Origin of the sequence: Vibrio sp. 1CM2L (assembly GCF_023161695.1) — a bacterium.
GTDB lineage: Bacteria > Pseudomonadota > Gammaproteobacteria > Enterobacterales > Vibrionaceae > Vibrio > Vibrio coralliirubri.
The window spans coordinates 1042074-1055973 of record NZ_JALNTT010000001.1; the positions used below are offsets into that span (position 1 = coordinate 1042074).

Here is a 13900-nt window from a genome sequence, read left to right on the forward strand (position 1 = left end):
GTATCTTTAAACGGATTACTTCCTAGGCCACCTGTTTTTCTAAAGAGCCTGTAAAGCGTTTCCTGTCGCTGCGTAACATGCTGAGGCTGACTATCGCGGTTAGGGTCTCGGCGAACAGAATACTTGCCCAAATCCCTTGTTCTGGGAATAGCTTAGGTAAGATGACGATGCCTAATGCGACGAAGACAAAACCACGACCAAGAGAGATTAGTGTTGCTTGTTTAGGCTTCGCCGTTGCCTGAAACAGGTTGGCGATCACCAAGTTGACTCCCATTAGTGGTACAGCAAAGAAAAAGAACGTTAAGGCGGTTGCAGCTAGCCCAATCAAATCACTCGAATCACCTAAATATAGGGCTGCGATTTGAGGCGCACACAGGTACACAATAATCATAAACACCAAGCCACTACCTATTGCACTTTTTAAACCTAAACGAAAAATTGCTTCGATGCGGTTTGGCTGGTTAGCACCATGATTAAAGCTGATGATTGGCTGGCAGGCTTGAGCGATTCCTACCATTACAAACAACGCAAATACCCCGATGTTTGCGGTTAAGCCGTAGGCGATAATGTGATTCTCACCAAACTGATGCAGTAACACGTAGTTGAACAATAAGATTGTCATCGCTGCGGTCACTTCAATGAAGAAAGTTGGCGTGCCTATTTTTAGAATGCTTGGCAGTTTGTTAAAACCAATCCCTTTTAAGCTCAGTTCCAAGGTGCCTTGTTTACGTACAAAGTGGCTTAATAAAATACAAGCGATGACACCTTGTGCAATGGCTGTACCGTAGGCTGCCCCTTTCATTCCCCAGCCCCATTTCAAGACGAAGAAGTAGTCCAACACTAGGTTGACCACGGCACCTATCGACATTGCGTAAGTCGCCAGTTTTGGGTTGGTGTCATTACGAACAAAGCACGACATGACCCAAGCTAACGAGTACAACACAAAGAATGGCAACATCACAGACAGGTAATCGTGAGTCAGTTCAGCCATGTAGCCAGAAGCGCCCATCAACGCAATAATGTCGTCCAGAAAATACAGAGCGATGCTGACTGAAATGGTGCTAAGTACGGCGGTACTCAGCATCGATTGGCTAAAGAGAGTTTGACCCGACGCCGAATTTCCTTTGCCGACTTCAATAGACATAAGAGCCGCGCCGCCAATACCCACCATCATCGCGATAGCGGTAAATATAGAGAAAGCAGGAATGGTTAGCGCGATAGCACCAAGCCCATCTGGGCCAACACCGCGTCCGACGAACCATGCATCTCCCATGATGAAAAGAGACTTGATCACCATGCCGGTTAGCGCTGGCCAAAGGTATTGATAAAAGGATTTAGATATTGGATCGGTTTTTAGGTTGATGGCCACTGGAGTTAGCTCCCAACAAATTGGATTTAACCAAATTGGATGAAATAAAGAGGGAGCATTATCCGAACTTAACCGGGTTCTAAAAAGGGATGATCTGCTTATTATGTTGCACTATCTGCACATCGAGTTCGAAACTCTGCAGGTGACTCTTTCATCTGGCCACGGTAAAAACGGCTGAAATAGGCTGGGTCTTCGAAGCCAAGTTCAAAGGCGATGGTTTTAATTGTCTTGGTCGAAAAGATCAATTCTCGATTCGCTTCCAAGATGATTCGATCGTGGATTAACTGAGTCACGGTTTTGCCTTTCTCAGATTTGACGATTTCGTTGATACGCTTGTTGGTTATCGATAGCGCTTGAGCATAAAACTCACAACTCTTGTGGGTGGTGTAGTGTTGTTCAATCAAATCGACCACTTGGTTTACTCGGCTGTCGCGCACTTCGCCTTTCAATGATGATTGGGTTGCGAAGCGTAATATGTAGCGCAAAAAGCTATTCATGAGGGATTCTACCAAATCCCAGTCGCTCTTTTCTCGTGCACATTCTTCTTTAATCATAGTGAAAATAGGCAGTAGGTAGCGGTTGCCTTCTTCACTGCAATCTAAGTAGGGAGGGCGACTTTGATGCATGGCAAAAACGGTGTCGACCAGCTGTGTGTTACGATGGTTGGTCTTGACAAAGCCTGGGGTAAACACCAGTAAACGAGCGCTTTCTCCCACTAGTTCAGATCGGTGAACCTGACCCGGAGCAATGGTAAAAATACGGCCGACCTTGTTGTCATAGTCTACAAAATCAATGCTCTGACTGCCTAAGCTATCCACGCACCACACCAACTCCCAGTATTCATGTCTGTGCGGTTCTAAGAACGCGTCGTCGCTGTTAGTCAGTTCCTCAACCCTACAAGGTTGACCTTTGACGAGGCGCATGTGTTTGATGGGAGTTCTCATGACATTCCTTGGTTGAAGGTAGACTGTGCAGTTAAGACTAGAGTCGGTTGTTTTCGACGTTTCTAATGTAGTCGATAGTGACTTTTAAGTCATTCGATTGCTGCGTTATTGGCTATCTGATATGAGCGGTGAACCAGTGCTCGTGTCGGAATAGACTGAAGTATATGTGGTGGAAGTGAGAGAGAGGTTTAAGTCGGAGTGGTATCTAAATAAAACCCTAGAGACTCATTGCGAGCCCTAGGGTTATATATACAGATTATTAGTCTAGCTTAGCCTAGTTGCTACTTACTGTTTTCAAAGAAGAGCGTAGCTTGAAGATTCCCTTAGGTGCCTTGGTCAGCAAGATGCCGCAAAGTAGAGGAATCATCATTACAAGTGACTGTTCAGATAAAACCTCACCATTGATGTAAGAAGAGATCAGTAGAGCAACCACAGGGAAAATTAGGAAGCAGATAGACGCTTGGAACGGCGTCGAAACCTGACCTAATTTAAAGTAAGCAACAATGCCGCCCACACTCGCCACAAAGCCTAGGTAAACCACTGCTGAGATTGAATCCCAAGTGAAAGATTCAACATTTACGTTCTCGCCCACAGCTGATACGGCAAATAAGAATAGAGCTGCAATTAGGCTCGGTACGGCGTTGTAGGTCAGTACTTCAATGCCTTTGCAGTGCTTTTGAACCAGCACATACATCACTGCGTGAATCGCAACAGCAAGGCCTAAGCAAACCGTGCCAATTAGGTAGTCATCGCCACCCATCTGCATTTCATTACCAAGGATTAAACATAGGCTCACAACAGCAGCGATCAAACCGAATATCTGGTGCTTCGCCAGTCGTAGACCTAAGAATAAGCCAGACATTAGCATCACTGCGACAGGCATGTTGGCGAAGATGATCGACGCTAAACCTGAAGAGATGTATTGCTCGCCATAGATCATCAACGTAAACGGAATCGCGAAATACATCAGCGCAACAATAAGCAGCCATTGGCGCTTACCTTTAGGGAACAGCAGTGGTTGGTTGAAGACTTTCGCCAATACCGCAAGCAGAGGTGCTGCAAGTAAAAAGCGCAACGCAGTAGCAAAAATAGGTGGGATAGAATGCAATGCTACTTCCATAGCGAACCAAGTGGTTCCCCAAATTAAGCAAACAGAGACAAAAAGCAAGATAGTTAGCGACTTCGAATTCATGGTGACTACTCATTAATAATTATTTTAAATCATAGGCTTGTAGCGCCTTAATGACGTGGCACAGTATAGAAAGGTAGCCGGAGAAAAGTTTTGCCTTTTTATCTCTAATTTAGGTTTTTTGTAGAAATAAAATCTCTAATGTAATTATTTTATAGAAAATAAATTCACTTTAGATAGTTTAAGTAAAGTCATTATTCTTTGTGAGGTCTAATTTTGCTCAGGAAGTAATCAACTCACGAGAATGGCTGTTGGGTTATTGCTATCAGCATAGCAACAAAAAACGCGCCCTTAATGAGGCGCGTTTTTATCAATACGTTTAAGAGACAGTATCTACTGCGTAACAGGCTTAACTTGTTTGGACTGTCTTACCGCAAGGATAAGTTGCGGCAGCAGTGACATCACTATCATACCGGTCATTAGTGAATACTGGACTGCAGTGAATGATTCACCCATTAACACCATGCCTGTCACGATGCCAGCCACTGGGTTGGCGATGCCACCGAAGGTGAAATCAACCACAGACATACGTTGTAGCAACCACACATACATGCCGTAACCCAGTGCAGTATTTAGACCAATAACCCAAACCAAGCCCATCGCATTGCGAGTATCGAAATGAGTCACAGCATTAACATAAGGCTGCGGGTCGATGAATGCATGAACGCCAGACGCGACAGACAAAATCGTACCGCCCAGAATCAGTTGCCACGTTAATACCTTCCACCAGTGCATGCGATTACCCAGTGACTTGGTAATGCTGCTGCCGATAACGATACACATGATCGCGGCGAACATTGCGCCTAAACCTATTGGGTTCAGAGCAATTTGGCTTGGGTTAAAGAGTACCCACGCTAAGGTGATCAAGCCAATACCTGAAAGGGCTTGAATCAGGTGTGGGCGCTGTTTTTTCACTACCCAGTGGAAGATCATCGCGAACACCGGGACGGAGATCATACCCACGCCAGAGATTGCCGAAGGTAGCGTTAGCGCCATCACGAAGATCAAGCCAAAGAAGGTCGCGATATTGATAAGGCCCAGTGTGAAAATGATCTGCCACTCGCCTTTTTTAGGTAGTGTTGGCTTTACTGCTAGCAATAACAAACCAGCAGGCAACGCACGCAAAGCACCCAATAATAATGGTGGCCACTCCTGTAGCGTAAATTGCGTCACTGCATAGGTTGTTCCCCAAAAGAACGCGGGGATCATTGCTAATAATATGTTCATTTAAAATATCTTTACGTTAAGATAACTATTGTGTGAACTGTATACTGAGAACTAGTGGTTGTAAAGTATCTTTATGTTAAACTAGTTTGAAGTAATCAGACTAACAACGGAGCGAGATTGCAAATGGATGCTATCGACCGCGTAGTAGAGCAATGGGCAAAGGAAAAGCCCGAACTAGAAACTGAGCCTATGGCAATGATGGGTCGGATTATGCGTATTGCCAAGTATATGGAGACGCAAGTTGCCGAGCTTCATAAAAAATACGACATGAAGCTGGGTGAGTTTGATGTGCTGGCGACGTTGCGACGTTCTGGAAAGCCTTACCGACTGACGCCATCTGAACTGATTGGATCCATGATGCTGACATCAGGCGCGATGACCAATCGCCTTGATAAGCTAGAAGCCAAAGGGCTGATCAGTCGTGAGCACAGCAAAGAAGACAGACGCAGCGTGAGTGTTCAGTTAACCAAAGATGGTCTTATTCTGATTGACCAAATGATGACTGAACATGTTGAAATGCAGAAAAAACTGGTTAAATCATTGTCTGCGAGTCAGAAGAAGAACACCAACCAACTTCTGAAAGCATGGTTGAGTGCGTACGAGTAGTTTTGCTGATCTTCCTTTAGATTCAATAAAAAACCGAAGCCTAATAGCTTCGGTTTTTTTGTTCTTGTTTAAGAACTTCAAGTACAGCGAATTGGCGAGTTAAGCTTGGAGCATCTCGTCACTGAACAGTTCTGCACAACCAATGCCATTGATGGCGCAGCTCTCGTCGATGTCTGAAATATCACCGCTGACACCAATCGCGCCAAGTACCGTTTTGTCCTTATCTCGAATCAGTAGGCCCCCTGGTACTGGCACCATGTTTCCGTGTGCGAGTACGTTTACGGCGGAGATGAATGCTGGTCGGTTGTCAGCATCTTGGGCGAGTTTTCTAGAGGAACAGCCCAGTGCGAGTGCTCCCCATGCTTTAGCGATCGCGATGTCTGGTCGCATCATGCTAGAGCCATCTTGACGTTGCAAAGAAATCAGTTTGCCACCGCTGTCTAAGACGGCGACCGTCAAAGGTTCTGTGTGGATCTTGTTTCCTGCTTTTAAGGTGCCATCAATGATGGTTAACGCTTGTTGTAGAGTCAAACTTCCCATGTTATCTCCTAGTTTTTCAAGGGGCCATGTACCAAGCTAAGTCAGCCGAACATTACTCTAGTTGTGAATATCATCGACTGATTCAGCTCGGTACAAGAGTCCTAACTGGACTCTTGTAATAGCCCATAGCTGGGTAAAGTTAGGAAGGCAGCGAACTCTTCGGCTGTAGAAAGTTGATAGAAAAGATCGGCTGTCTCTTCAAATCGACCTGCTGCATAGCGCGAGTCTCCGACTTCATGTTTTATGGTGTCTAGCTCTTGGTAAAGCCAAGAGTGGAACAGTGATTTGGTAAAGGTTTGGCCATCATCGAGTGTTACCCCGTGGTGGATCCATTGCCAGATATTGGCTCTCGAGATTTCAGCGGTCGCCGCATCTTCCATAAGGCCGTAGATAGGTACACAGCCGTATCCTTGGATCCAAGCCTCAATGTAATACAGCGCAATGCGGATATTCTTACGCACACCCGCTTCGTCGCGGCTGCCTTCACAAGGTTTTAGCAGAGAGTCTGCATTGATCACATGGTCTGGGCTTTGGAAGTCCATTTGGTTTACTTTGCCATCGAGGTGCTTATCGAAGATCGACATCGCTAAATCAACCAGTGCAGGGTGCGCGACCCAAGTGCCATCGTGTCCGTTTTGAGATTCTCTCTGTTTGTCTTCAATGACTTTGGCCGTCACTCGCGCCATCTCTTGCGGGTCTTTCGCTGGAATAAAGGCTGACATACCACCCATCGCCAATGCACCACGAGCATGACAAGTTCGTACCAACAGTTGGCTATAGGCGTTGAGGAATTCTTGATCCATGCCGATGCCGTGTCGATCTGGCAGGATGCGGTCTTTATGGTTCTTCAGCGTTTTGATGTAGCTAAAGATGTAATCCCAACGACCGCAGTTCATTGCCACGATGTGATCACGCATTGCATACAAGATCTCTTCCATCTGGAACACGGCTGGTAGCGTTTCGATCAATACTGTCGCGCGAATGGTGCCTTTGGGTACTTGGAAATAGTTTTCGGTGAAGCTGAAAATATCGTCCCACCATTGTGCTTCTTCCATGCTTTCAAGTTTTGGAATGTAGTAGTAAACCCCTAAACCTTGTTGTGCACGTGATTGATAGTTGTGGAAAAAGTACAAGGCGAAGTCCATCAAGCAACCACCGATAGGCTGATTGTTGAATTGAATGGACTGCTCAGGAAGGTGAATCCCTCGTGGGCGGGCAATCAGCAGTGCAGGCTCGTCGTTTAACTGGTAACTCTTCTGCTTTTTCTCATCGAAGTAACTAATGGTGCCAAGGTTGGCATCTCTTAGGTTGATTTGCCCTTCGACCATATTGGCCCAAGTCGGGGAAGACGCATCCTCAAAGCAACACATGAAGACTTTCGCGCCTGAGTTTAGCGCGTTGATCACCATCTTTCTTTCGATAGGCCCAGTGATCTCTACGCGGCGATCAAGCAGTTCTGGTGGAGGCGTTGCCACCTTCCACTCTTTATTCTGACGAATGGAAATGGTGTCTTTTCTGAAATTGGGTAGCTCTCCCTCGTCATACTGAGCTTGTTTTGTGTCGCGGTCACTTAGCAGGGCATGACGGCGATCTCCAAACTTATTGACGAGAGCTTCTAAGAATTTTAATGCATCTTTAGACAAGATCTCTTTGTACTCGGAGTTGTCCATATTCCCGAGTACCTGCATACACTGTACTTCTTCTCTCTCTTTTACGTCATTCATCATTGTTGTCTCCTTTGAACAATACGATGTCACTTTGTATACAAAATGCTCTTTTTAAGGATATTTATATTGCATAAATTGTAAACAAGCAAAGGGTATTTAACATTTATTTATCATTTGATCTTTTTGTGATTTATTTCCACGTAAAGATATTTTATGTAAAGCAATGAATTGTAAGCTTTTCAGGGTGGGTGCTTACTCAGAATGGCAGCGGTATGTAACTAAATTGTTTCATTTTGGGGTTGATAAATGGCGAGGATGGTTCATAGTACACAAAAGTTAGTTTAATTGTATACAATCTGAACTGGAGGTTCGAATGGCAATTATGAAAGCGATTGAAGCAGCGGTAGAGGTGCTTAAACGTGAAGGTGTAGACATCGCATTTGGTGTTCCCGGCGCAGCAATTAATCCTATGTATGCGGCTATGAAAAAGCTCGGAGGAATCGACCACGTCTTAGCTCGTCACGTAGAGGGTGCATCCCATATGGCTGAAGGGTACACGCGCACTAATCAAGGCAATATAGGTGTGTGTATTGGTACTTCTGGTCCTGCGGGAACGGACATGATCACGGGTCTTTATTCTGCGACTGCAGATTCGATTCCAATTCTATGCATCACAGGCCAAGCGCCACGTGCTCGTCTTCATAAAGAAGATTTCCAAGCGGTCGACATTGAATCTATCGCTAAACCAGTGACTAAGTGGGCAACCACGGTGCTGGAACCTGCACAAGTGCCACGCGCATTTCAAAAAGCCTTTCATTTAATGCGTTCGGGTCGTCCGGGTCCAATCCTGATTGATCTACCGATTGATGTTCAGCTGGCTGAGATTGAATTTGATATCGATACCTATGAACCGCTAGAGCCTTATAAGCCACAAGCAACACGCGCGCAGGTTGAGAAAGCATTAACCATGATGTCTCAATCGGAAAAACCGCTGATTGTATCCGGTGGTGGCGTGATTAATGCTGGCGCATCTGAATTGTTGCAACAGTTTGCCGAGATCACTGGTGTTCCTGTGATTCCAACCTTAATGGGCTGGGGATCGATCCCGGATGATCATGACTTAATGGCGGGCATGGTAGGGCTACAAACATCCCATCGTTACGGTAACGAAACCATGCTCAACTCTGACTTTGTGTTTGGTGTGGGTAACCGTTGGGCAAACCGTCATACCGGTTCTGTGGATGTTTACACCGAAGGCCGCAAGTTCGTACACGTCGACATTGAACCAACCCAAATCGGCCGTGTGTTCTGTCCTGATTTAGGCATTGTCTCTGATGCGAAAGCTGCACTAGAGCTAATGGTTGAAGTGGCGCAAGAGTGGCGTGACGCTGGCAAACTGCCGAATCGAAATGCTTGGGCAAGTGAGTGTCAGGAACGCAAGTCGACCATGCTGCGTAAAACCAATTTCGATGAAGCGCCAATGAAACCGATGCGTGTTTATGAAGAGATGAATAAGGCATTTGGTCGTGATACTTGTTATGTGAGCACCATTGGTTTGTCGCAAATCGCCGCCGCTCAGTTCCTGCATGTTTATAAGCCTCGTAACTGGATCAACTGTGGTCAGGCTGGCCCGCTAGGTTGGACAACACCCGCCGCATTGGGCGTACGAGCCGCCGATCCAAATCGCGATATTGTCGCTATCTCTGGTGATTATGATTTCCAATTCATGATCGAAGAACTGGCAGTAGGTGCACAGTTCAACTTGCCATACATTCATGTGTTGGTGAACAACTCGTATCTAGGTTTGATTCGCCAAGCACAGCGCCAATTTGATATCGATTATTGTGTACAACTGGCGTTTGATAACCAGAATGCACCAGAGCTTGAAGGCTACGGCGTTGACCATGTTGCGGTTGTTGAAGGTTTAGGTTGTAAGGCGATTCGAGTTCGTGAACCAGAGCAAATTGCCGCTGCGTTTGAGCAAGCAAAAGAGCTGATGAACAAGCACAAGGTGCCAGTGGTCGTTGAACTGATTCTTGAGCGAGTAACCAACATTGCGATGGGCGTAGAGATCAATGCTATTAACGAGTTTGAACCGCTTGCCGAAAGCCGCGGCGATGCTCCAACGGCGCTGGCGTACAAGTAATCATTAAGTCATGTGTATCCGTAGAGCTGAGGCTTAGCTCTACGGAAAAGCCTCCAATATAGCGAGGCTCTACTACAAATAACCAGATTTTCAAAAATAAAGAATAAGGACAGAGTCATGGCAAAATTTGCAGCAAACTTGTCAATGTTATTCACGGAAGTTGATTTTATGGACCGCTTTGAAGCTGCCGCAGAAGCGGGCTTTCAAGGTGTGGAGTATCTTTTTCCTTACGCCTTTGATGCTCAGGCAATCAAAGCAAAGCTCGACGCTAATAACCTAGAGCAAGTGCTATTTAACTTGCCTGCGGGTGATTGGGACGCTGGCGACCGTGGTATCGCGGTCGACCCAGCGCGAGTTGAAGAATTTCAAGCGGGTGTACCTAAAGCCATCGCTTACGCAAAAGCGCTCGGTTGTACTCAAGTGAATTGCTTGGCGGGGATTGTTCCGCAAGGTGTCACCCAACAAGATGCGCAATCGGCGTTTGTGATTAACCTGCATTACGCGGCGAACGCGCTCGCAGCAGAAGGCATTAGCTTAGTGATAGAAGCGATCAATACCCGCGATATTCCGGGCTTCTTCTTGAACACCACGGAGCAAGCCAAAGCGATCATCAAAGAGGTAGGGAGCGATAACCTTTCTATCCAATACGATATTTATCACATGCAAATTATGGAAGGCGATCTTACGCCGACCATGCAGCAAAACATTGGCCAAATCGCACACGTGCAACTGGCTGACAATCCAGGTCGACACGAACCGGGGACGGGAGAAATCAATTACCCATTCGTACTCAATTATCTTGATGAGCTTGGCTATCAAGGCTGGGTTGGCTGCGAATACAAGCCGAAAACAACAACGACAGAAGGCCTTGGTTGGCTACACCAGTACCGTTAATTGCGTCTGGTAACCCTCAAACGTTAAGGAGAACAACATGTCTAAAATTGCATTTATCGGAACTGGCATCATGGGTAAACCTATGGCGAGTAACCTTCAAAAAGCAGGTCACGATTTGATTCTGTCGGATCACTTTACTGCAGCACCTGCCGATCTTGTGACAGCGGGCGCAACGGTCTGCCATTCACCAGCCGAAGCCGCTGAAGCTGCGGATATCATTATCCTAATGGTGCCGAATACGCCTCAAGTGGAAGACGTCCTGTTTGGTGATAATGGCGTCGAGCAAGGCCTCACCGCAGGTGGCGCTGCTGGAAAACTGGTTATCGATATGAGTTCAATCTCGCCAATCGCAACCAAAGCCATTGCAGCGCGAATCAACGAAGGCGGCGCGTCATACCTTGATGCTCCGGTATCAGGTGGCGAAGTAGGCGCTATCAATGCAGCGCTGACTATCATGGTGGGCGGTGAGCAAGACGCCTTTGATAAAGCGCGTCCGCTATTTGAAATCATGGGTAAGAACATCACGCTGGTGGGTGATAACGGTGCAGGTCAAACGTGCAAAGTAGCTAACCAAATCATCGTTGCTCTGAATATCGAAGCCGTGTCTGAAGCGTTAGTCTTTGCTTCAAAAGCCGGTGCCGATCCAGCACGCGTACGTCAGGCTCTATTGGGCGGCTTTGCTAACTCTAAGATATTGGAAGTGCACGGTGAGCGGATGGTTGAAGGCACATTCGACCCTGGCTTTAGAATCTCACTTCACCAGAAAGACCTGAATCTTGCGCTAACGGGCGCACAAGAGCTAGGGGTCGCACTGCCGAATACGGCGAATGCTCAGGAGTTGTTTGGCGAGTGTGCCGAAATGGGCGGTGAAGGTTGGGACCACTCTGCGCTTATTCAAGCGATTGAGAAACGTTCTGACCACTCGATTCGTTAATCTAGTTAACGGTTTTTCCGTTTAGTGGTTAGTCAATCTAACGATTATCCGTTAATTAATTAGGGCTGCTATCGATTCGTAGCCCAACAGTTTGTTTATAAATCGCGTAGTTTCGTCTCCTTTTATACGCGTTCCTGATACAAGGCTGAGGTTGAAGTTGTTCCTTTCCAACTTGATCTTAGCAGGCACCCTTTAGCCTTGTATCGGGGTTCTTTTTTCTCCGTCAACTAAGGAGTGGCTGATGGACATTGATGCTAAGCAGTTTCTGCAAACCCTTTTCTCAAGTGCCGTTAACGAGGCGCTACCTAAAAATCACATCGAACCTTTTCTTCCTCAAGACATATTCTATCGCTCGGCAAATCAAGCTGGGCGAACTGTCGTTATCGGGGCAGGGAAAGCGGCAGCATCGATGGCCGCTGAATTGGAAGCCGTATGGCAAGCCAAGAAACAGCAAGACCTTGCGCTACGTGATTTAGAAGGCTTGGTTGTGACTCGTTATGAGCACACCGCCCCTTGCGAACATATTGAGGTGATTGAAGCAGCTCACCCTGTGCCAGATGCGATGGGCTTAGAAGTGAGCCAACGTATGCTGCAATTGGTGAGTGGCTTGAGTGCCGACGATACGGTGATTTGCCTACTGTCTGGCGGTGGCTCCGCTTTACTAAGTCTACCCGGTGGCGACATCAGCTTGGCAGAGAAGCAACAAATCAATAAAGCGCTGCTTAAGTCGGGCGCAGCCATTGATGAGATGAACTGCGTTCGTAAGCATTTATCGTCAATCAAAGGTGGGCGATTAGCGAAAGCTGCTTATCCAGCACGAGTGGTCTCTTTGGCGATTTCAGATGTACCGGGCGATGACATCAGTGTGATTGCATCGGGTCCGACCGTACCAGACACCACCACCCGTTTTGATGCGATGGCAATACTGGAACGCTATAGCATTGAAACACCACCTTCGGCATTCGAATGGTTGAACAACCCAGAGTCAGAAACGGTAAAGCCGGATGATGAGTGCTGGAAAAACGCGGAGCACCATATTATCGCCACACCAATGTCGGCGTTAGAAGCTGCCGCAGCAGAGGCCGAAGGCTTGGGCATTCCTGCTTATGTGTTGAGTGATTGCATAGAGGGAGAAGCGCGAGATGTCGCGAAAGTTCACGCTGCACTGGCTAAGCAAGTGGCTAATCATAAGCACCCATTTGAGACGCCTTGCGTGATACTTTCCGGTGGCGAAACCACAGTAACCGTTAAAGGCAATGGTCGCGGTGGGCGTAACTGTGAGTTCTTGTTGAGCCTATATAACGAGCTTAAAGGCCAAGACAACATATTTGCATTGGCTGCTGATACCGACGGGATTGATGGCGTGGAAGACAATGCGGGCGCGTGGATTACCCCACAAACATGGCAACAAGGTTCGAGCTTGTCGCTTAAAGCGCAAGACTATCTCGATGCTAACAACAGCTACGACTTCTTCAAGCAAGTCGATGTGCTTCTTACCACGGGGCCGACGCTGACCAATGTGAATGACTTCAGAGCGATATTGATTCTTTAACTTGAACAGTTCAAAAACACGGTATGGAATGGTCGCTTCTTAACAAATAGAGCGGCCATTTTATTGTTATCAATGCGGTGACCTTGAGTTCTGAGATTATCTTCTGGACTAATGAAGCACGTTGATTACTATGATTTTAGTAACGAGCTGTAAAGGATGCAATATGTCTAGGATCAGACAAAAGAATCAAGATTTAATCATCGAAGTCGCGTGTGAACAATTCGCCACTCATGGTTATGCCGCAACAAAAATGGCTGACATCGCAAAAGCGGCCGACATTCCCAAACCTAACGTATTCTATTATTTCAGCTCTAAAGATAAGCTCTACAACGCTGTGCTTGAAACCGTCACTCAGCCCTTACTAGAAGCGTCTCGTCCGATTGAAGAGCTCAGCGATCCTGTTGAAGCCTTGTCTCAATATATTCAAACCAAGCTGATCATTTCTCGCGATCATCCACATGCCTCTAAGGTATTTGCCAATGAGGTGATGTCTGGCGCTAAAGTATTGCCGAAAGAAATTGGTGACGAGCTGTATAAGCAATCCCAGATGATTCTTGATAAGTTCTCGACATGGTCGGCGCAAGGATTAATGGACGATGTTCCTGCACACCACCTGATGTTTACCATCTGGGCAGCCACCCAAACCTACGCCGATTTTGGCTGGCAGATTTGCAGCGTGATGCAGAAAGAACAGCTCGATGATAAAGACTATGCTGATGCCGCTGAGTTTATCACTCAACTGGTGATTAAAGGCTGTGGTGTGAAAGGAAAAGCTTAGTTAGCTAGTCGAACTCAATTTCATAAAAATAAGGACATCACTCGATGTCCTTTT

The 13900-nt window shown here is 46.6% G+C and carries 12 protein-coding genes; 6 read left to right on the forward strand and 6 right to left on the reverse strand.

Features of this window, described 5'->3' with window-relative positions; translation table 11 throughout:
* Nucleotides 1-22: 22 nt before the first annotated feature.
* The 4 genes from MSG34_RS04495 to MSG34_RS04510 all read right to left on the reverse strand — a co-directional run bounded on the left by MSG34_RS04495 (nucleotide 23) and on the right by MSG34_RS04510 (nucleotide 4729).
* Nucleotides 23-1369 (reverse strand): MATE family efflux transporter, encoded by a 1347-nt coding sequence (locus MSG34_RS04495; RefSeq protein ID WP_248336399.1) that lies wholly within the window; start codon nucleotides 1367-1369, stop codon nucleotides 23-25.
* Between the two features lie 101 nt (nucleotides 1370-1470).
* The gene (locus tag MSG34_RS04500; RefSeq protein ID WP_248336400.1) at nucleotides 1471-2313 is read right to left on the reverse strand and encodes a helix-turn-helix domain-containing protein; all 843 of its coding nucleotides are present in this window, start codon (nucleotides 2311-2313) and stop codon (nucleotides 1471-1473) included.
* A 274-nt stretch (nucleotides 2314-2587) separates the two neighbouring features.
* Nucleotides 2588-3505 (reverse strand): DMT family transporter, encoded by a 918-nt coding sequence (locus MSG34_RS04505; protein ID WP_248336401.1) that lies wholly within the window; start codon nucleotides 3503-3505, stop codon nucleotides 2588-2590.
* A gap of 330 nt (nucleotides 3506-3835) precedes the next feature.
* Entirely contained in the window at nucleotides 3836-4729 is an 894-nt protein-coding gene (locus MSG34_RS04510) for a DMT family transporter (protein ID WP_048611858.1), read from the reverse strand.
* A 123-nt stretch (nucleotides 4730-4852) separates the two neighbouring features.
* Between MSG34_RS04510 and MSG34_RS04515 the strand changes: the two genes are divergently transcribed.
* A complete protein-coding gene (locus MSG34_RS04515) occupies nucleotides 4853-5335 on the forward strand; it encodes a MarR family transcriptional regulator (RefSeq protein WP_248336509.1) in 483 nt (160 codons plus the stop codon).
* 99 nt (nucleotides 5336-5434) lie between these two features.
* Here the strand turns inward: MSG34_RS04515 and MSG34_RS04520 are convergent, their stop codons facing one another.
* Entirely contained in the window at nucleotides 5435-5875 is a 441-nt protein-coding gene (locus tag MSG34_RS04520) for a heme-binding protein (protein ID WP_008220964.1), read from the reverse strand.
* Nucleotides 5876-5976: 101 nt separating this feature from the next.
* Entirely contained in the window at nucleotides 5977-7602 is a 1626-nt protein-coding gene (gene aceB / locus MSG34_RS04525) for a malate synthase A (protein ID WP_248336402.1), read from the reverse strand.
* Nucleotides 7603-7915: 313 nt separating this feature from the next.
* On the opposite strand from aceB, the gene gcl reads away from it, so the two are divergent.
* From gcl to MSG34_RS04550, 5 genes are all read left to right on the forward strand, one after another.
* Complete coding sequence (gene gcl / locus MSG34_RS04530; protein ID WP_102575673.1) at nucleotides 7916-9688, forward strand: glyoxylate carboligase; 1773 nt, start codon at nucleotides 7916-7918, stop codon at nucleotides 9686-9688.
* A gap of 117 nt (nucleotides 9689-9805) precedes the next feature.
* Nucleotides 9806-10582: a hydroxypyruvate isomerase gene (hyi, locus tag MSG34_RS04535; protein WP_017075254.1), complete on the forward strand. Its 777-nt coding sequence runs from the start codon at nucleotides 9806-9808 to the stop codon at nucleotides 10580-10582.
* 37 nt (nucleotides 10583-10619) lie between these two features.
* Complete coding sequence (locus tag MSG34_RS04540) at nucleotides 10620-11516, forward strand: 2-hydroxy-3-oxopropionate reductase (RefSeq protein ID WP_248336403.1); 897 nt, start codon at nucleotides 10620-10622, stop codon at nucleotides 11514-11516.
* A gap of 241 nt (nucleotides 11517-11757) precedes the next feature.
* Nucleotides 11758-13068: a glycerate kinase gene (locus tag MSG34_RS04545; RefSeq protein WP_248336404.1), complete on the forward strand. Its 1311-nt coding sequence runs from the start codon at nucleotides 11758-11760 to the stop codon at nucleotides 13066-13068.
* 163 nt (nucleotides 13069-13231) lie between these two features.
* Nucleotides 13232-13846: a TetR/AcrR family transcriptional regulator gene (locus MSG34_RS04550; RefSeq protein ID WP_048611847.1), complete on the forward strand. Its 615-nt coding sequence runs from the start codon at nucleotides 13232-13234 to the stop codon at nucleotides 13844-13846.
* Nucleotides 13847-13900 lie beyond the last annotated feature (54 nt).